The organism is Synechococcus sp. EJ6-Ellesmere, assembly GCF_024345875.1.
Taxonomy (GTDB): domain Bacteria; phylum Cyanobacteriota; class Cyanobacteriia; order PCC-6307; family Cyanobiaceae; genus Regnicoccus_A; species Regnicoccus_A antarcticus.
Genome location: NZ_JAGQBY010000065.1, coordinates 1 through 16171, shown reverse-complemented (window position 1 = coordinate 16171; position 16171 = coordinate 1). Strand labels below are relative to the sequence as shown.

Annotated in this window: 22 protein-coding genes and 1 tRNA gene; 9 read left to right on the top strand and 14 right to left on the bottom strand. The window is 68.8% G+C overall.

The features are described from left to right. Positions 1–84 precede the first annotated feature (84 nt). The 8 genes from KBY78_RS08655 to KBY78_RS08620 form a co-directional block, all read right to left on the bottom strand. Complete coding sequence (locus tag KBY78_RS08655; protein WP_255143247.1) at positions 85–1185, bottom strand: hypothetical protein; 1101 nt, start codon at positions 1183–1185, stop codon at positions 85–87. Then, positions 1182–1715, bottom strand: coding sequence for a hypothetical protein (locus KBY78_RS08650; RefSeq protein WP_255143246.1), 534 nt, complete (start codon positions 1713–1715; stop codon positions 1182–1184). The genes KBY78_RS08655 and KBY78_RS08650 overlap by 4 nt, the downstream gene beginning before the upstream one ends. Continuing rightward, positions 1712–2074 (bottom strand): hypothetical protein, encoded by a 363-nt coding sequence (locus KBY78_RS08645; RefSeq protein ID WP_255143245.1) that lies wholly within the window; start codon positions 2072–2074, stop codon positions 1712–1714. The genes KBY78_RS08650 and KBY78_RS08645 overlap by 4 nt, the downstream gene beginning before the upstream one ends. A gap of 3 nt (positions 2075–2077) precedes the next feature. Next, positions 2078–2425 (bottom strand): hypothetical protein, encoded by a 348-nt coding sequence (locus KBY78_RS08640; protein ID WP_255143244.1) that lies wholly within the window; start codon positions 2423–2425, stop codon positions 2078–2080. A gap of 99 nt (positions 2426–2524) precedes the next feature. Further along, positions 2525–3235 carry a hypothetical protein gene (locus KBY78_RS08635; RefSeq protein WP_255143243.1) on the bottom strand — a complete coding sequence of 237 codons (711 nt, stop codon included), beginning with the start codon at positions 3233–3235 and terminating at the stop codon, positions 2525–2527. 401 nt (positions 3236–3636) lie between these two features. After that, positions 3637–4878 (bottom strand): AAA family ATPase, encoded by a 1242-nt coding sequence (locus tag KBY78_RS08630; RefSeq protein WP_255143242.1) that lies wholly within the window; start codon positions 4876–4878, stop codon positions 3637–3639. Beyond that, positions 4773–6161, bottom strand: coding sequence for a hypothetical protein (locus KBY78_RS08625; protein ID WP_255143241.1), 1389 nt, complete (start codon positions 6159–6161; stop codon positions 4773–4775). Before KBY78_RS08625 ends, KBY78_RS08630 begins: the two co-directional genes overlap by 106 nt. After that, positions 6148–6336: a hypothetical protein gene (locus tag KBY78_RS08620; protein ID WP_006170104.1), complete on the bottom strand. Its 189-nt coding sequence runs from the start codon at positions 6334–6336 to the stop codon at positions 6148–6150. Before KBY78_RS08620 ends, KBY78_RS08625 begins: the two co-directional genes overlap by 14 nt. Positions 6337–6407: 71 nt before the next feature. Here KBY78_RS08620 and KBY78_RS08615 point away from each other — a divergent pair, with 71 nt between their 5' ends. The 9 genes from KBY78_RS08615 to KBY78_RS08575 all read left to right on the top strand — a co-directional run bounded on the left by KBY78_RS08615 (position 6408) and on the right by KBY78_RS08575 (position 11026). Next, positions 6408–6764 (top strand): DUF2786 domain-containing protein, encoded by a 357-nt coding sequence (locus KBY78_RS08615; RefSeq protein ID WP_255143240.1) that lies wholly within the window; start codon positions 6408–6410, stop codon positions 6762–6764. Further along, positions 6710–7249, top strand: a complete 540-nt coding sequence (locus KBY78_RS08610) for a hypothetical protein (RefSeq protein ID WP_255143239.1) — start codon at positions 6710–6712, stop codon at positions 7247–7249. The genes KBY78_RS08615 and KBY78_RS08610 overlap by 55 nt, the downstream gene beginning before the upstream one ends. Positions 7250–7279: 30 nt before the next feature. After that, positions 7280–7963, top strand: coding sequence for a helix-turn-helix transcriptional regulator (locus tag KBY78_RS08605; RefSeq protein WP_255143238.1), 684 nt, complete (start codon positions 7280–7282; stop codon positions 7961–7963). Between the two features lie 126 nt (positions 7964–8089). Beyond that, positions 8090–8845: a hypothetical protein gene (locus tag KBY78_RS08600; protein WP_255143237.1), complete on the top strand. Its 756-nt coding sequence runs from the start codon at positions 8090–8092 to the stop codon at positions 8843–8845. Next, on the top strand, positions 8842–9081 hold the full coding sequence (locus KBY78_RS08595; protein WP_255143236.1) for a hypothetical protein: 240 nt from the start codon (positions 8842–8844) through the stop codon (positions 9079–9081). Before KBY78_RS08600 ends, KBY78_RS08595 begins: the two co-directional genes overlap by 4 nt. Next, positions 9071–9724, top strand: a complete 654-nt coding sequence (locus tag KBY78_RS08590) for a hypothetical protein (RefSeq protein ID WP_255143235.1) — start codon at positions 9071–9073, stop codon at positions 9722–9724. The genes KBY78_RS08595 and KBY78_RS08590 overlap by 11 nt, the downstream gene beginning before the upstream one ends. Next, positions 9724–10008, top strand: a complete 285-nt coding sequence (locus tag KBY78_RS08585; protein ID WP_255143234.1) for a hypothetical protein — start codon at positions 9724–9726, stop codon at positions 10006–10008. The genes KBY78_RS08590 and KBY78_RS08585 overlap by 1 nt, the downstream gene beginning before the upstream one ends. Further along, positions 10005–10769, top strand: coding sequence for a BRO family protein (locus KBY78_RS08580; RefSeq protein WP_255143233.1), 765 nt, complete (start codon positions 10005–10007; stop codon positions 10767–10769). Before KBY78_RS08585 ends, KBY78_RS08580 begins: the two co-directional genes overlap by 4 nt. 50 nt (positions 10770–10819) lie before the next feature. After that, the gene (locus tag KBY78_RS08575; RefSeq protein ID WP_006170096.1) at positions 10820–11026 is read left to right on the top strand and encodes an AlpA family transcriptional regulator; all 207 of its coding nucleotides are present in this window, start codon (positions 10820–10822) and stop codon (positions 11024–11026) included. Here KBY78_RS08575 and KBY78_RS08570 read toward each other — a convergent pair. From KBY78_RS08570 to KBY78_RS08545, 6 genes are all read right to left on the bottom strand, one after another. Then, entirely contained in the window at positions 10999–12279 is a 1281-nt protein-coding gene (locus tag KBY78_RS08570; RefSeq protein ID WP_255143232.1) for an integrase arm-type DNA-binding domain-containing protein, read from the bottom strand. The genes KBY78_RS08575 and KBY78_RS08570 overlap by 28 nt on opposite strands. Positions 12280–12502: 223 nt before the next feature. Then, positions 12503–12587: transfer RNA gene (locus KBY78_RS08565), tRNA-Ser, on the bottom strand. A gap of 75 nt (positions 12588–12662) precedes the next feature. Continuing rightward, a complete protein-coding gene (locus KBY78_RS08560; protein WP_255143231.1) occupies positions 12663–14732 on the bottom strand; it encodes a ComEC/Rec2 family competence protein in 2070 nt (689 codons plus the stop codon). A 50-nt stretch (positions 14733–14782) separates the two neighbouring features. Further along, positions 14783–14962 (bottom strand): hypothetical protein, encoded by a 180-nt coding sequence (locus KBY78_RS08555; RefSeq protein ID WP_006170093.1) that lies wholly within the window; start codon positions 14960–14962, stop codon positions 14783–14785. Further along, the gene (gene glyQ, locus KBY78_RS08550) at positions 14959–15837 is read right to left on the bottom strand and encodes a glycine--tRNA ligase subunit alpha (RefSeq protein WP_255143248.1); all 879 of its coding nucleotides are present in this window, start codon (positions 15835–15837) and stop codon (positions 14959–14961) included. The genes KBY78_RS08555 and glyQ overlap by 4 nt, the downstream gene beginning before the upstream one ends. A gap of 74 nt (positions 15838–15911) precedes the next feature. Beyond that, positions 15912–16171, bottom strand: a 260-nt coding sequence (locus tag KBY78_RS08545) for a class I SAM-dependent methyltransferase (RefSeq protein ID WP_255143230.1), incomplete at its 5' end; no start/stop codon positions are given.

Genomic DNA, 16171 nt, shown 5'->3' with positions numbered 1-16171 from the left:
GGGTTCATAGTGATTGAATGGAGCTGCACAATCAGCTCCTGAGCAGTCATCCTCTGGCTGCACCTGTTCACCCTCCAGACAGGGTCACAGGACCTTCTGAGTTACACCACTCAAAGGGGCGCTACCCTGGCTGCCGTCCTCGCGGGGGAAGGGAGGCCGGATCCACTGCCTCAGGAAGATGGATCCAGACGCTGGGCTGGGCCGCTGCTGGTATAGCGCCGCCCACCAGTAGACACCGAGGCGGGCCCGGATCTTGAGCAGTTCCGGCAGGGGGAACCGCTCTGGGCACAGCGCCTCACCTGGCTGGCGCCAGTCGGGGATCAGGGTGCAGGTGTGAGGCAGCTGGGGCCGCTCGGCCGGGTCTTCTGCAATTGCCGGCAGATCCAGCACAGTCCACTGCTGGGGCGCCTCGCCCAGCTCCTGCTCATACAGCCAGCCGATCACGTCCTGGTGGTCCCAGCGGGTCAGCACCACCACCTGGGCTGAGAGATTCGGCTGGGTGCTGCCGTCTGGGCCCAGCACCGAGGCCGGCTCGGCGCGCGTCAACCACACCGAGCGCAGCCAGTCGATCAGTTTCTGCCGCAGCGCCGGAGATGCGGCATCGCCGGGGCCCTTGTAGGGGTCGTCGATGATCCCCAGGCTGTAACCCTTGCCGGTGAACGGCCCATCCACGCCGGCGGCGATGCAGCCGCCGCGCTGGCGGGTGAGCCAGTTGCCCACCGCTGCCGAATCGCGGGCCAGCAGATGGCCGGTCCCCCGGTAGAAGTGACGCGCCTCTCGGGAGTTGGCATAGGCCAGCTCCGCCGAATAGGAGGCGATCGCCGCGAACAGGTGCGGGTAGCGCTGCAGGAAGTAGGCCGGGAACAGCTTGGAAACCAGGAGACTTTTCCCAAGCCGTGGCGGACAGGTGACGATCAGCCGGCTCAGCTGGCCATCGGCCACCTGCTGGAGCAGGTCGATCAGCACCTCGGCCCAGCGGTGGAAGCCGTAGCGGGGGTAGGCCTCAGCGATGAAGCTGCGCAGGCTCTGGGGGTCGGATGGCTCGGCTGTGGTGGTTGTGGGGAGGTGCAGCAGGCCGCCGTCGCCCCAGGGGTCGAGCTCCGGCAGCAGCAATCCGCCTTCGGTGAGGGCGGCCGGCTGGAGCACCGCTGCTGGCATCGCGGTGGTGGTGGTGCTCGCCGTCATGCCCGCGGCTCCGGCGGCTTGATCGGCGCCCGCAGCAGCCCGCCGATCTCGGCAATCACCCGGAAGGCACCGACCGCCGCGTTGAACTGCTCGGCGTCCATCGCCCGCCTGGCGCATTCATTGAGGGCAAAGATCTGCTCGGCCTGGTGGCGACGACGGTCGGAGATCAGCTCCTCCACCATCCGCTGCCGGGCCAGGGCCAGGTAACGGCTCACCGTTTTGATGTTGGTGATTCCCCAGTTCTGGGCAGCTTTTTCCCTGATTACGGCCAGCGGCAGCCGCTGCGCGACCCACAGCTGTACCTCCGCGATGCGGGTCTCCACCTCCATGTGGGTAGCGCGGGGCTTGTGGGTTTTGCTGCGGCGGCCCCGCGGTGGATTGCCCTTGCCCACCGGCCTGCTGGGGTCGGCGGCCGGCCAGATCGGGTTGCCGTCGTCGTCCTGCTGGGGTGGGGCCTCGCGCAGCTCCTCCAGCGACTCGGCGCCTGCGTCTGAGCAAGCGCCCGCTGTCGGTGGCTGCTCGGGGCTCATGCTCCACCTCCGCTATGCAGGATCCAGCTCACGTAGGCCGCCCACTGCTGGGGGGTGAGCACCACCCGCCAGGTGCCGCCACGGAACCGCACCAAGGTCGCTGCGAACGGCACGCCGGCATGCACGGCCTGCAGCGCAGCCTCGTCTGGCTTGGTGCGGGCCGCGGCGGCGGTGTTGGCCCAGCTGGCCACCTGAATGACATGGCCAGGCACACCATCGAGATCGCCGGTGTCACCGCCGGCGCTGGTGGTCCGCCCTGCTCCCAGGCGGCGGCGCACCGTCATCCCCAGCAGGTCGCTCAGCAGCAGTGCCGCCTCCCGTTCCGCCGCATCCCCCTTGCGCTTCTGGGGATTGGCCATCGCTCAGCTCCGGCCCGGCTTGATCGTCCAGAACGCCTTGCCATGCTTCTGCGTAGCGGTCCCACTGGCGACCGCCAACCGCTGCGCCTGCTTCAGGGCCTGCTCCTGCTGTCGCAGATGCTCGGGGTAGACGTAGCTGATCCGCCCAGCCGACCAGCAGAAGTTGCAGTCGTTGTGGGCGAAGTTCGCATCCAGCTCACCGGCCTCCAGGGCGCCGCTGAGCTGCTCCAGCAGCGGTGTCAGCGCGGCCTCGATCGCCTTCTGCTCCGCCTTGAGGGCGGTGATGCGATCCAGCAGCACATCGAGTTCGGCGCCGCCATCGGGATCAGGAGGGATGGAGCTGGCGGCCATCGGCGAGGAGAAGCGAGGCGTCGTGCGGCGCAGGTTGCAGCGCGCCTGCCTTGCAGGATAGCGGCTCGATAGTCCGAACACGGCGATTCGGATAGTGGATCACCAGGGCCGCATGCGGCTCACGTAGGCAGCCCATGCCGCTGCCCAGGCCGCCAGGCATTCCTCGCGGGAATACAGCGGCGAGAAGCGGGTCTCCCCTGGCCGGGCCCAGATCGTCTGGCCGGCGTCGTAGTGCACGCCCCAGGTCGCTTCCAGTGCCATGTAGCCGCCCAGTTGGGCGCGGGTGCAGTAGCTGCTGGAGTGCCGACCCGACAGGGTCTTCAGGTCGGCCAGCACCCGCAGACCGCTGCTGCGGTGCACATAGCCAGTGTCGTAGGTGCCGGCCAGGTTGCGGATCAGGCAGCAGGTGGGCCGCTCCGAGGCGATCACCGTCACCTGCTGCCAGTGGGGGTGAACCAGCAATGGTTCGATCCAGGACCGGTAGTGCGAGGCCCGCAGCTCCTCAAGCAACAGGGCCGCCTGCTCCCGGTTTCGGGGCTGCGGATGGAAGCGTGCCTTGAGCAGGGCCTCCAGCGCCAGGTGCACGGTGTGGCCGCGGGGCTCCCAGACGTGGCGGGTGGCCTCGATGCGGGCCATCGCCCAGTCGCTCTTGGCTGAGCCGACCACACCGGTGACGGAGACCGGGAACAGATGCTCCCCCAGCCAGTAGCGGTGCTCCGGATCCGTGCGCCGCAAGCCTGGGATCGGCGCCAACCAGCCCGTGGATTCACTCAGGCGCTCTGAGCAGGAGGCCGTGGTGGAGAGCGCCATCACCAGAACCTCACGTGAAACACCAAATTGGTTGGATTCTTTGGATCCCGTTGCAACGCAGGGGATCTGGGCAGAAGATCGGACGTGGGATTCTTTGGCTGCTTTGGATTCTTTGGTGCCCAGGAGCTTTCGGCCCCAGGGAAGGGGATGCCGCAAAGAATCCCAAGAATCCAGATCGGATCCATCCCCCTTGGGCGCCAAAGTGCCTGCGCTGGAGGCGGGTCCAAAGAAGCCCAAGAATCCAGCTCCCGTTCCAGCGGGCGTGGGTCAGTGGCCCGTGAGCGGCGGCGGACATGGAGTGGCCAGCAAAGAATCCAAAGGATCCCGAAAGCGTCCGCTCACCCGGGACCGTCAGATGGTCTGCGCTGGAGGGGGATCCAAAGAATCGCAAGAATCAACCTCTACAGATTGAACTCACGGGCCAGCCATTCCGCCCCGGCATCACTGAGCCCGTAGCGCAGGTAGTAGCTCTGGCCGCTTGTGCCCACACGGGTGGACATCACCAGGCCATCCAGGCTCCCAAGGAATCGGCCCAGGGCCTTGTAGGTGGTCAGGGCTTCTCCCTCCAGGTCTCGCTTGAGCCGTGCCTCTGCCGGCGCCACGCCGATCGCCTGCAGCAGCTCCAGCAGACCGATGCCAGCCAGACCGCTGGCATGGAGGGCCTGGAGGTAACGCAAGGCCTCCTGCTGCTTCTCATTGGCCTTGCGCAGCCTCTGGCCGGCGCGATCGAGATCGCTCTCCTGCTCCTGCTGCTCCTGCAGGTCGTCGTAGGTGCCGAGCCGCGCGAAGGTTCCGGTGTTGCCGTCAATCGCCACCACCAGATCCGCCGGCGGGCCGGAGCGGGCCTCGCGCACCAGGCGTCGCTGCGGCGAGTCCTTGATCAGCCGATTGCCCTTGGCCAGGTAGTGCAGGGTGAAGATCGTGTTGGCCGCCCCGGCGATGGCGTTGTGGCCCGAGAGGGCCTCGGTACCGGTGGTGTCGTTGGCCTTGTTGCAGTGGTGGATCAGCAGCAGCGTGCCGCCGGCATCGGTGATCTGGTGCTTGAGGTCATAGATCAGTGAGCCCATCTCAGGGTCGTTCTCCCCGAAGCAGCAGCTCCGGGTGATCGAGCGCAGCGAGTCGAGGATCACCACCGCGCCCGGGTGTGCGGCCAGGCAGGCCAACAGGGCATCGAGGTTGGCCTCGGTGGCGCGGAAGCGGCGCGACCAAAGCAGCAAAGGGTGATCCCAGATCCCTAGCTGCTGCAGCATCTGGGCGGTGTCGCCGTCGCCCTGGTCATCGGTCACCAGGATCACTGGCCGTGGTTCCTCCGGGGCGCCGAAACCGAGAAAGTCCTCGGCGCAGAGCAGGCAGCGGGCGAGGGCATGCACCAGCCGCGTCTTGCCCACCTTGGCCCGGCCGCCCACGATCGAGAGATCGCGGCGCGGGATGCAGCCCGGGATCTCCCACTCCACCACCGGTTGCGGCATCGCCAGACGAGCGGCCTGATTGAGGCCGCGGAAGCGGTTGCCGTTGCGCAGGTCGTGGGCCTCGAGGATCAGCTGGCTGATCTCCTGCAGCCGCAGGGCTGTTTTGAGTTCGAGGGCTGCGTGGGCCTCGCGCACGCGGGCCGAGCGGCGCAGGCTGTTGCGCTCGCGGCCCACCAGGGATCGAATGCAGTGCTCAAGGGCATTGAGGCGGCGGTTGATCGGCAGGTGCACCTTCCCCCAGCGCACCCGGGTGTCGGGCCTGGGCGAGAAGCGCTGCGGGCCTGCGCCAGCCCCAGATCCCTTGGTGCCCTTGGCATTGCTGCTGCTGGAGCGGTCGCCGCTCTTGCCACCGGGATGGCGCCCGCCGGTGTCGCCCTGGTTTCGGCGGCTGCCTGCAGCCTGCGCCCCGGGAGGCCTGGGGGTGTGGGCCGCGGCTCCGGCGGCAGCCAGCCGTGCTGACGCGCGTGAAACCAGAAGGTGGCCGCACCGATCTGCTCGCCGCCGGAGCTGGCCACCTGGCGGATGTCCCAGCCGCAGCTGGCCGAAGGACTGTGGGCCTCCATCAGGGCGATCGCCAGCTCGCGGTCATGGCCGGCCTGCTCACAGGCCTGGATCAGGCCCCAGAGGAGGTTGCGGTAGTCAGCGTAGGTGTTGCTGCCGGCCACCCGGCGGGGGATGGCGGCCATGGCGGTGCGGATCTGATCGAGCGGTCTGGGCGGCCCGAAGTCCTCGTCGTCGAGATCAGGCAACGGGATGCCAGTGCCTGGGTCCTCGTTGGGTTGCTCCAGGGGGATCGCGTGCTGCGGCGTAGTGCCTGCCACGGGTTCAGCGAACTCATCGGGCAGCAGCGCCAGGGCGATGTCCTCCGGGGCGTAGCGCTGGCCGCTCACGTGCACCAGCTCCACCAGAGCGGTGGGCTCACCGGAGGCATCCACGTACCAGCAGCCCGGCAGCCGCATCACCCGCGAGGCGTCCTTGCAGTGGGGATCGCCGCCGGCATAGGCGATCAGCTCCGCCTGCAACGGTGCCCACTCCTGCGGCGGGATTGGGCGGTGCAGCAGCCAGTAGCAGTGGGCCGACTTGCCGCCGCTGAGCACGATCAGCGAGGGCTCCGGCAGGCCCAGCTGCCTCCAGGCGATCAGCTGCCAGTCGATCGGCCGGTCGTCCCACTCCACGAAGAAAGCCCGGCAGGCCGTGATCTCGCTCTTGCGGTCACCGCCGTCGTTGATCACCAGGTAGATGCCGCGGCCTTCCCTCTGCCACTGGTCCGCCACCGTCAGGTCAAAGGAGCCTTTGCGGGCGCCGATTTCCCCCTTGGCCGGGTTGGCGCGGTGGGGGAAAGCGCGCAGCCGCGCGCTGGCAGGGTCCTTGCCCAGCATGGAGAGGAACTGCTGGGCGGCGGCGCGGTCGATGCGGCAGGCCTGTTTGGGACTGGTGGCCGCTTCAGCGCTGGCCATGTTGCCCCTGACGCTTACGGGGGCTGCTGGCGAGCTGGTCGCGTTCCATGGCCTCGGCCACGATCAGGCGGATCACGGAGGAACGCGACAGCAGACCCCCGCGGGTGCGCCGATCCAGCCAGGCCTGCTGCTCGGGGGTGAACTGCACCGAGAGCGGGGTCATCAGCGGAGCCATGGGGGACTTCGATGGACCGAACCAGACTATCGGCACCGACTCAGGCTCGCTAGGCTGAACAAGCGAGCTGAATGGCGATGGACGCTGGAGCAGCGGCGCAGAAAGCGCTGACCAAGGTCGAGAAGCTGGTGGCGATGAGCGCTTCGCCCCACCTGGAGGAGGCGCGCACCAGCGCCTTCCTGGCCTGTCGCCTGATTCGCGAGCACGGGCTGCAGGTCTGCGCGCACCGTCCCTCTGCTGCGTCCGCGCCTGGGGTGCCCACACCAGGGGTGCCCCACAGGCAGCCCCAAGCTGACCCCAATGGATTTCGGCGCATCCGCGTCCGCCATCCCGGCCATTGCCGCTGTTGCGGCAACCCGATCGCGCCGGGGGAGTGGGCGCTGTGGTGCCGTGGCAATGGCTTGCGTCACCCGCTCTGCGCCAACTGAGCCGTTGTTGCGCCGCCGAGCTCCAGCAGGCCTTGCTGGCGCTGCTGGCGGGGGAGGCCTTCCTGGCGGACAGGCCCTGGCACGAGATCTGGTGGGGGCGAATGCGACTCGATCTGGCCAGCGGCTGGCAGCTGGAGATCGCGATCGAACGAGACCAGCTCGGGGCGCTGCTGTGGGCCCGCGCCGCTGATGGCCGCAACTGGGAGTTCGGCTGTCAGCGCGACGACTGGACCCTGGGGCCGGACAGCCGAATCGTGGGGCCGGTGACGCTGCTGCAGCCGGCGCAGCGCCAACAACTGGAGCGGCGGCTGCGGGAGGCCATCTGCTGGCCAGCGCCGCTGTTCCCGCCTGATCAAGCCGTTTTCTGTGGCCTGGTGGAGCCTGAGGTTCGACGCGGCAAGGGCCGGCACTGGCGGCAGCGGGGCAGGGCCATTGGGTACTGGCATCAGGGCGTTGCAGATTCCAATCGGCAGCAGAAGCCTTAGCCTTTCGCTAATGGCCAGAACCAAGTCCTGATGTCCCCTGAGTACCGGTACATCGAGGCCAAACAGCTCGAAGCCGGTCAGCAGTTCGGCCGGATGCTGAGGCGCTGGCGTGAGCTGAACAACTGGACCCAGTACACGGCCTACAAGTGGGCCAAGGAGGCCGGCTTTGAAGTGATGGCCCCCAGCACCCTGAGCGTGTTCGAGAACGGCAAGGCCCCCAAGCCACGCCCGGAGAGCTTCTTTGCCTTAGCGGAGGTGAACCGGCGTCTGGCCGCCAGGGATTTCAGTGGCGTGCGCACCCGCGCGTTGAAAGATCTGATCAGCCAGGCCAAGCCTCTGGTGGATGACGAGGGACGGGTGTGGGGGCCGGCGGAGTTCTGGAGCTGCCACCTGGGACTGCTGCCGGTGCCGACCACCTACCAGGCGCCTGCGGTGCCGGACCAGCCGGACGTCGATGCCGCAGAAGCGGCGAAGCTGAGCGAGCAGTGGCGCGGCCAGCTGGCGCAGACCGCCAAGCAACACGGCATCGGCGTGATGGAGGCCCTGAGTTCCGCAGCCAAGGCGGCGCCAGCCAAGCAGCGGCAGGCCTTTCAGGCGATGCTGGCCGGCTTTGAGCCGTACTCCGCCGAGCAGCTGCAGGGCATGTGGGACGGAGAGGCGTGGCTGCCGCAGCGCTGGCTGGAGGAATGGTCCACCAAGACGGGCGCCAGCTGAGGCAAGCACGATCAGTCTCGAAGCAGGCTCGGAGTACGCCATGCCTTGCGTTGCACAAGATACAGATTCGGATTAGCGAGCCGCTAATATCCGAGGCAAGCGGGCGCCGGTCCCGCAGTGCCTTCGATGACCACCACCCCCTGCGGGCGGATGGAGCCGACGCCAGGTCCCACCGCCGCCTTTGATCTCAACCAGGCCCTGTTGCAGAGCCGCGAGCAGGCCCGCGCCCAGTGGGCCGAGGGTCTGGCCCAGTTCCAGTCCCAGATGGCCGCCATCGCCGAAACCTCCATGCAGGAGGTCGTTCAGGCGGCGGCGCCGGCCTTTGCCCTGGGCTTCTCGTTCAGCGCCCAGAAGCTGATCAACGAGGAGCACGAAGTGCTGCGGGTGACCCTGCGGCACCGCGGCGGCGCCGAGAAGTTCAGCGAAGCCCAGGCACCGCAGGAGGGCAGTGCGGCCTGGCATGCGCTCACCGCCTCCCTGCTGGCGGGCCTGCTGGGCATTCCTGTGGGCATTCCTCCTCGGACTATCGAGCCGACACAGGCGCAGCCGTTGATGGCGGACGCCGCGGGCGCCGGCAGTGCAGCCGCCTCCCCCGCTGCGAACGACCCTGAAGCCGCAGACGACGAGTGGGACACCGGCGCTCCGGATGGCCCCGAAGCCAGCGACTCCGGCCTGGAGCCCCTGACGGACGAGGAGATCGCCACCCTGCACAAGTTCCTCGGGGCGATGCCTCAGGAGGCGCGCAAGCGGTTCACGATCGAGTTCCGCCACCACTTCCAGGTGCCCAGGGAGGTGCGCACGATCAAGGACCGCATCACCCAGCGGCGCCACAAGGACTTCATCGACGTGTTTGAGCGCGAGCTGGCGGGGGGAACGCCATGAGCATCTGCCGCCGCGCCTACGCCAGGCCCCAGCCGCGGGCGCAGCACGGCCGCCACTACCTGTGCGTCTGCGTTCACAGCGATGTCTACCGCCAGGTGCGGCAGCTGTCGGTCGAGCACCAGCTGTCTCTCTCCGGAGCCGCCCATCACCTGCTGCGGCTGGGCGCCGGCCTGGAGCCCCTGCTGCCCCTGTCTTCTTCCCCCTCCACCCTGACCAGCAAGTCACATGGCGATTGAACTCAACGACGGCAGCCGCATCGCGGCGCCGGTGATCCGTCAGCAGCGCCTCGGTGAGGTGGCTTACCTGGCGATCGTGCGGCCCGAGCAGCGCGACCGATTGCGCAAGAACCTCACCAGCGGCGCGATGGAGCCGATCCCCAACGGCACCGACCGCCAGGGTCGGCCCAAGGTGAAGCAGGAGATGGTGGTGCATGCGATCGCCATGCCGGGCACGACGATGGAGGCCCGCATCGGCGATGAGGGCGGCGTTCCAGCACCGGGAGACCGGGTGCGCTTGATCCTCAAGGCCAAGGGTTTCGGCGAGTGGATCGAGGCAAGGCGCCAGCACCGCCGCGGCCGGCTGAATGTGGGAGTTGTGCTGGTGCTGGAGACCCGCTGGGCGCAGCAGTACGACCAGGACGGCAACCCCAAGGGCCCCAAGATCGAAGACCAGGCCGCGGCCGATGCAGTCCCCCGCAACGTTACGATCGGCTTCTACGGCCCGCTGAGCATCCGGGAGGGGAGTGCCCCAGCCTGGATCGAGGCAGCGGAGCAGGCCTACCGCTCCGATGAAGCCGCTGCCGGCCAGCAGCAGCGGATCCCGCTGGCGGATGGGGAGGACTACGGCGATGAGTTCGCCGATGAGGAGGTGCCCTTCTGATGGCCCACCCCCAACACCCCGGCCGCACGCCGCGGCCGATGGGCCAGCCACAGCTGCCGGCCTTCTGCCGCACGCGCCGGCCGATCACCACCACCGTGCGGCTGAGCAGCCTGCGGCAGCTGCAGTGGCTGCTGTGGCTGGTGCTGGCCCTGCAGCTGAGCACGGTGCTGCTGGTCCTGGCGGGTCCGGTGCCGGCACCACTGGCCGCGGCCCCTGGGGGATTCACCCCTGCAGTATTCGCGTCGCGGCATGGCGCCCCTGTCCTCTCACCTTCCCAGCCATGAGCAACACGTCCGCTCTGGTGCCCTACGTGTTCGATGGGCACTGCATCCGGGTGAGCGCCGATCAGGAGGGCGAGGCCTGGTTTGTCGTCGCCGATGCCTGCGCCGCGCTGTCGGAAAGCCCGATGGTCTGGGCCGTAGCGATCCAGCGCGACGGGGAGCACTGCCTCCATTCAGAAGAGGGGCCCGGCGCCGGTGGCTTCACCCTGGCGATGATCAACGAGGCCGCCCTGCTGCGCAGGCTGCTTGACAGCGACAACCCCAGCGCGCCGCGGATGCGGCGCTGGCTCACCCATGAGCTGCTGCCCGCAATCCAGCGCAGCCAGCAGCGCATAGCGCCACAAGGAGCTAGGTCCATCGACGCGATCCGCAGGCAGACCGCAGCAGAGGTGCTGCGCGGGGCAGACGAGATCATCCACCTCACCGGCGTCTCCCATGCCGAGGCCCTGCTCAGCGCCCTGGAGGAGATCCAGGCCAACAGCTGTCCTGCCGGCGCTGAGGTGCAGCAACGCTTCTCGCACCGCGCAGGGGTGGCCTGGCTGACGGCCGATCAGCTGGCAGAGCGGCTCGATCGCACGCTCCTCAGCACCAACCAACGGCTGGCTGCCGCGGGCCTACAGCAGCGAAACGAGGACGACGACTGGCAGCTCACAGAAGCAGGTCGCGACTGGGGCGTCGCCCTGCCGCTCTGCAGTCGGAGAGAGCGCCGCCAGCAGATCCTCTGGGATCCGGCAGTGATGGCGTTGCTGCACCAGACCAACTGAAAGGCACCAAACCAATCCAAAACACGCACCTGAGGCCCAGACCATCAGCCATGACATCCGCAACTGATCGACTGCTGCGGCTCCCGGAGGTGATCCACCGGGTCGGCCTTTCACGCACCACCATCTACAGCCTGATCGCCACTGGCGAGTTCCCCAGGCAGATCGTGATTGGCCCGCGGGCGGTGGCCTGGTCCCAGCAGGAGCTGGAGGCCTGGATCACCTCGAAGCGTCAGGCTGCCTGCAGCGCTGATGGTTGACCAGCCATCTCTGCGCTCAGCTCTGAGACCGGCGCCAGAGCGGCAACGACGGCCACCTGATCGAGCAGATCAGCCCAGCGCTGCAGCATGTCGGAGCGCTCCTCGAGGTATTCGGCCCAGTCGTAGGCGCGGCTGACGCTGTTGCCATCGGCATGGGCCAGCTGCTTTTCGGTGACCACCCTGGGGATCTTGAGCTGCTCGATGCAGTTCGTCTGCCCAAACCCCCTGAAACCATGGGGTGTCTGCCGCCCCTGGAAGCCCATGCGCCGCAGCAGCATCGAGAGGCAGCCATTGCTCATCACCCGCAGTTCTCCATTGCCGCGGTGGTTGGGGGTGTGAAAGACCAGATCGGTGTGGCCAGTGATCGGCCGCTGCAGGTCAAACAACAGCCGCGCCTGCGATGAGAGCGGCACGATGTGGCGAACGCGGGTCTTCATGCGTTCAGCGGGAATGATCCACTGACGACCCTCGATATCAACTTCGCTCCAACGGGCTTCCCTGAGTTCACTGGGTCGCACCAGGGTGAGCATCATCAGGCGCAGGGCGATGATGCTGCTGCGCTCAGCCAGCCGCTGCCGCTCAAAGCGATCGATCACTTCCAGCAGCTCGGGAAGCTCCACCCAGCTGATGCGGTGGTAGTGGGTGACGCGGGTGGCAGCGATCACCTTGCGAGCTTTGACGGCAGGATTGTCCTGCCGAAGTTCGAGGTCAACGGCGTGCTCAATCACGCGACGGGTGACGTCGTTGCAGCGACGGGCCTGTTCATGGGCACCCCTGGCGAGGATGGGTGCGAGCAGCCGGGTTTCAATGTCGCTGCGGGTGATCACCTCGATATCCAGTTGACCCAGTGCCGGGATCAAGAAGTGATCAAGTTTCTCCCGCATATCCCTGCAGTAGCGGGGGCTCCAGCTGGCGCTGTGGTGCTCAAACCAGACCTGGGCGATCTGGGTGAACGGTCGGCGACTGATCTGCACCTGCTTGCGCTGCTGACCCGGGGCCTGGGTGCGTGGGTCGATGCCGGTTTTGATCCAGGTGTTCAGCTCCAGGGCCTGCTTGCGGGCATCGGCAAGCCGCATGGCCGGGTAGGCGCCGATGGTGAAGGTGCGGCGTGCTCCCTGCCAGCGGTAGTCCTTGCGCCAGGTCTTGGAGCCTGAGCGCGCCACCCAGAGGTAGAGGCCGTCACGGTCGTGGTGCTTGGTTCCCGGGCGTTCCGGGTCGGGCCGCAGGGCCTGGATCGCCTTGTCACTGAGCATGGCGGACAGCGCCGGAACGCTGGCGCGGGAGGGGATGTCGAAGGTTCGGCAAGCCAGGTGACGGTATAGACCCGGACCCGGCTGGCTATACCGTCAAAAATACCGTCATCCGCAGCGGCTGTAGCGGGCTCTCAGCGGATCTGCCCGGACGACCCCAAAGGGCAGTTCGACTGCCCCGCAACGGTTTCAGGATTTTCGCGGATCCCTTCGGATCCTGTAAAAACGGAGAGGGTGGGATTCGAACCCACGGAAGGTTTCCCTTCAAACGATTTCGAGTCGTTCGCTTTCGACCACTCAGCCACCTCTCCAGGACCAAACTCCCGTGCCCGCAGACACCGGTGGATCAGCCGGGGCCACTCTACGGATTCATCTGCACGGGGCCATCAGCCGGCGGCTCCCTGCAGCGAGCCATTCGCCCCGCTGGCGCTCCAACCCTGGGGCAAACCGGGGGCTGCGCCGCTGAGCCACACCCGCCGGGGAGCAGCCGCACTGAGCTGCTGCTGTTGGCGGCGGCTGGGGCGGAAGCCCAGCCACACCCCCGCCACCGGTTCGCCGCCGGCGGAGCCTTGATGACTCCAGGCCTCGAACGACTGGGGGTCGGGCAGGAGCCACCAGCGATGGCGGCCGATGCCGAGGGCCAGGGCCTGGCTGTCGCCGCTGAGGGGAGCGAGGCTGAGGCCGGGGCTCTCCAGCCGTTGTCCTGGCTGCAGGCTGCTCTGGCCGTCGCTGCTGGAGACCAGCAGGGAGGTCTGGGCGCTCCAGCAGGCCGGATCGTCCGGGGCGACCGGATCGAGCAGGGTGATCCAGTCGTAGCGCTCCAGGCCCAGGCCGCCCGCGAGCTTGCGGGCATCGGAGCAGCTGAGGCCATCGGCCTGGCCACTGACCAGGGCGCCGCGGCCCCGGTGGCGGGCCACGAGCAGATCGCCGCTCCAGCGATGCACCAGCAGCAGCGCATCGCCGCCGAGCAGGGCCAGGTGCAACACCAGCACGAGCGCCAGCCCGGCCGCGCCCAGCCGCCTCGGCCAGGCCCCCGCGCCCGGCAACAACCAGGGCAGCAGGGAGAGACCGAACAGCAGCACCAGCACCGGCAGGGGACGACCCAGCTGCCATTGGGCCATCGGCAGGGCCGCGATGGCGCGGGTGATGGCCAGCAGCAGGCCGCTCAGGGGCAGCAGCGGCCAGGCCAGCAGTGGCACCAGGGGCGGAAGCAGCACCGCCGAGAGGGCCATCGCCATCGCGCCGAGGGTGAGCGGGCTGAGCAGGGGCGCCACCAGCAGGTTGGCCGGCACGGCGTACAACGGCACGATGCCGAAGTGGTGCAACTGCAGCGGCAGGGTCCAGAGCGAGGCGGCCACGGGAACCGCCAGCCCCGCCGCCGCCCAGGCCGGCAGGCGCCCCGCCAGGGCCGTCTCCAGGGGGCGGGCGGTGAGGATCAGCCCGGCCGTGGCTGCCACCGAGAGCTGGAAGCCCACGTCCTGCAGCCACCAGGGCTGCACCAGCAGCATCAGCAGCACGCTCAGCAGCAGCACCCCCAGCGGCCGGCTGCGGCCGCCGCTCTCCAGCACCGCAAAGGCCACGCCACCCATGAGCACCGCTCGCACCACCGAGGGCTGGGGGCCCGCCAGCAGCAGGAACAGCAGCATCGCCCCCAGGGCCAGGGCGCAGCGGGGGAGCCTCGGCAGCCGCCGCCCGAGGGCCATCACGGCGCCGAGCAGCACCGAGAGGTGGAAACCGGAGGCGGCCAGGGCATGGGAGAGGCCAGCGGCGCGGAAGCTGGAGCCCACATCCGCCGGCAGAGGCACCACGGCGCTGCCGAGCACGAGGGCCGCCAGAATTCCGCCCCGGCGCTCGCCGCCCTGCTTGATCAGAGTGACGGCCATGCGGCGGCGCAGGTCGGCGATCGGGCTGGCTGGGCGCGCCAGCACCTTCAGATCCGTGCTGGCCCCCAGGCGCAGCTGGCTCCAGATGCCGCGGCGGGCCAGGCGCTCCGCCGGACCACTCAGCAGCGGATGGGGCCCTGAGGCCGGCCGCCGCAGGGTTCCATGGGCCTCCACCAGCCAGCCCTGGCGCAGGGGCGGGCAGGGCTCGAGCAGCAGTTCAGTGCGGCCACCGGCGGTGCGCAGGGGCACCGAGCAGCCACCCGAATCGCCGCGCTGGCGGGGATCGCTGCTGAGCTCACCGCGCAGCACCAGCGCACGGCCACCCTGGCCCTGCAGCCGTTGCACCGGATCCTGCGGGCCAGGCTGGGGCTGACGCCAGAGCGCCCAGAGCAACAGCGACGGGTCGATCACCAGCAGGGCCAGCGCCGGCAGCGGCCGTGCCCCCAGCCGCCGCGCCCGCCAATGGCCGGCAGCGCCCAGCAGGAGCAGCAGGGCCAGCCGGGGGGCCGCGGCCAGGGGCACGGTGCCCAGAGCCAGCCCCGCCAGGGCCAACGACACCACCAGAAAGGGCATGGGACCACCACCAGCCCCGCAAGGGTTCCCCGCTCAGGCGCCCCTGGTCGTCAGCCGGGCAGGCTGAGCATCAGTTCACAGAGCTGGGGACTGGGCAACTCCTGACCCAGCAGCGGAGCCACCAGGGCCGCCAGCGGCCGCAACCGGCAGGGCCAGATTGCCCGCTCCGTCAGCCGTCCCGCCTGGAAGCTGCCGGCGATCAGCACCACCGCCAGCAGGCTGCGTTTCACCTGAGGGGCGCCGCCAGCAGGGGAAAGCCCAGGTCGCGGCGCTCCTGCAGCCAGGCCTCGGCCACCTGGCGCGCCAGGTGGCGGATGCGGCCGATGGTGGCGGTGCGCTCGGTCACCGAGATCACGCCGCGGGCCTCCAGCAGGTTGAAGGTGTGGCTGCACTTGAGCACGTAATCGAGGGCCGGAGCGGGCAGGCCCGCCGCCACCAGATCGGTGGCCTCCGCCTCATAGAGGGCGAACAACTGCTGCAGGCGTTCGGGGTTGGAGGCTTCGAAGTTGTAGGTGCACTGACCCTTCTCCGAGGCCAGCCAGATATCGCCGTAGCTGCGCTGGCCGTTCCAGCTCAGGTCCCAGATGCTCTCCACATCCTGGAGATACATGGCCAGGCGCTCGAGGCCGTAGGTGATCTCGATCGACACAGGCCGGCAGTCGAGGCCGCCGCACTGCTGGAAGTAGGTGAACTGGGTGACCTCCATGCCATCGAGCCACACCTCCCAGCCCACGCCCCAGGCACCGAGGGTGGGCGACTCCCAGTTGTCCTCCACGAAGCGGATGTCGTGGTCGCGCTGGCGGATGCCGAGGGCTTCGAGCGAGGCCAGGTAGGTCTCCTGAATGCCGTCCGGAGAGGGCTTGATCAGCACCTGGTACTGGAAATAGTGCTGGGCGCGGTTGGGGTTGTCGCCGTAACGGCCGTCGGTGGGGCGGCGACAGGGTTCGGGGTAGGCCACGGCCCAGGGCTCGGGGCCGATCGCCCGCAGCACCGTGTGGGGACTCATCGTGCCGGCGCCCTTCTCGGTGTCGTAGGGCTGCAGCAGCAGGCAGCCCTGGTCGGCCCAGAAGCTGTTCAAGGTGGCGATGATGTCCTGGAAATGCATGGGGTAGGAGGAGTCGCCACCGTCGGCGGGCATTCTCCCGTGCGGCTGGACCGGCTGGCGGCGAGAGGCAGGCCTCAGGCCACCAGCTGGAGCAGGCCCATCTGGCCGGCAGCGAGGGGGCGGTGGCGCGCTGAGCTGAAGCCCGCCCGGCGGGCCAGCTCCTCCTGCTCGGCGCCGCCGGGGAAGCGCTGCAGACTGGCTTCGAGGTAGGCGTACTGATCAGGCAGATCGAACAGGCGGGCGGTGGGCACCACCAGCCTGCGCAGGTAGAGGCGCTGGAAGGCCGCCGCCGCCGCTCCGGCGGGGGGGGGGGGGTCGGGGCGGGTGAAATCCC

Coding starts and splice junctions, on each gene's coding strand:
- KBY78_RS08650 (WP_255143246.1), bottom strand. CDS start 1,715: ATGAGCCCCGAGCAGCCACCGACAGCGGGCGCTTGCTCAGACGCAGGC.
- KBY78_RS08560 (WP_255143231.1), bottom strand. CDS start 14,732: ATGCCCTTTCTGGTGGTGTCGTTGGCCCTGGCGGGGCTGGCTCTGGGC.
- KBY78_RS08625 (WP_255143241.1), bottom strand. CDS start 6,161: ATGGCCAGCGCTGAAGCGGCCACCAGTCCCAAACAGGCCTGCCGCATC.
- KBY78_RS08620 (WP_006170104.1), bottom strand. CDS start 6,336: ATGGCTCCGCTGATGACCCCGCTCTCGGTGCAGTTCACCCCCGAGCAG.
- KBY78_RS08615 (WP_255143240.1), top strand. CDS start 6,408: ATGGCGATGGACGCTGGAGCAGCGGCGCAGAAAGCGCTGACCAAGGTC.
- KBY78_RS08655 (WP_255143247.1), bottom strand. CDS start 1,185: ATGACGGCGAGCACCACCACCACCGCGATGCCAGCAGCGGTGCTCCAG.
- KBY78_RS08585 (WP_255143234.1), top strand. CDS start 9,724: ATGGCCCACCCCCAACACCCCGGCCGCACGCCGCGGCCGATGGGCCAG.
- KBY78_RS08570 (WP_255143232.1), bottom strand. CDS start 12,279: ATGCTCAGTGACAAGGCGATCCAGGCCCTGCGGCCCGACCCGGAACGC.
- KBY78_RS08645 (WP_255143245.1), bottom strand. CDS start 2,074: ATGGCCAATCCCCAGAAGCGCAAGGGGGATGCGGCGGAACGGGAGGCG.
- KBY78_RS08575 (WP_006170096.1), top strand. CDS start 10,820: ATGACATCCGCAACTGATCGACTGCTGCGGCTCCCGGAGGTGATCCAC.
- KBY78_RS08590 (WP_255143235.1), top strand. CDS start 9,071: ATGGCGATTGAACTCAACGACGGCAGCCGCATCGCGGCGCCGGTGATC.
- KBY78_RS08635 (WP_255143243.1), bottom strand. CDS start 3,235: ATGGCGCTCTCCACCACGGCCTCCTGCTCAGAGCGCCTGAGTGAATCC.
- KBY78_RS08580 (WP_255143233.1), top strand. CDS start 10,005: ATGAGCAACACGTCCGCTCTGGTGCCCTACGTGTTCGATGGGCACTGC.
- glyQ (WP_255143248.1), bottom strand. CDS start 15,837: ATGCATTTCCAGGACATCATCGCCACCTTGAACAGCTTCTGGGCCGAC.
- KBY78_RS08595 (WP_255143236.1), top strand. CDS start 8,842: ATGAGCATCTGCCGCCGCGCCTACGCCAGGCCCCAGCCGCGGGCGCAG.
- KBY78_RS08640 (WP_255143244.1), bottom strand. CDS start 2,425: ATGGCCGCCAGCTCCATCCCTCCTGATCCCGATGGCGGCGCCGAACTC.
- KBY78_RS08605 (WP_255143238.1), top strand. CDS start 7,280: ATGTCCCCTGAGTACCGGTACATCGAGGCCAAACAGCTCGAAGCCGGT.
- KBY78_RS08600 (WP_255143237.1), top strand. CDS start 8,090: ATGACCACCACCCCCTGCGGGCGGATGGAGCCGACGCCAGGTCCCACC.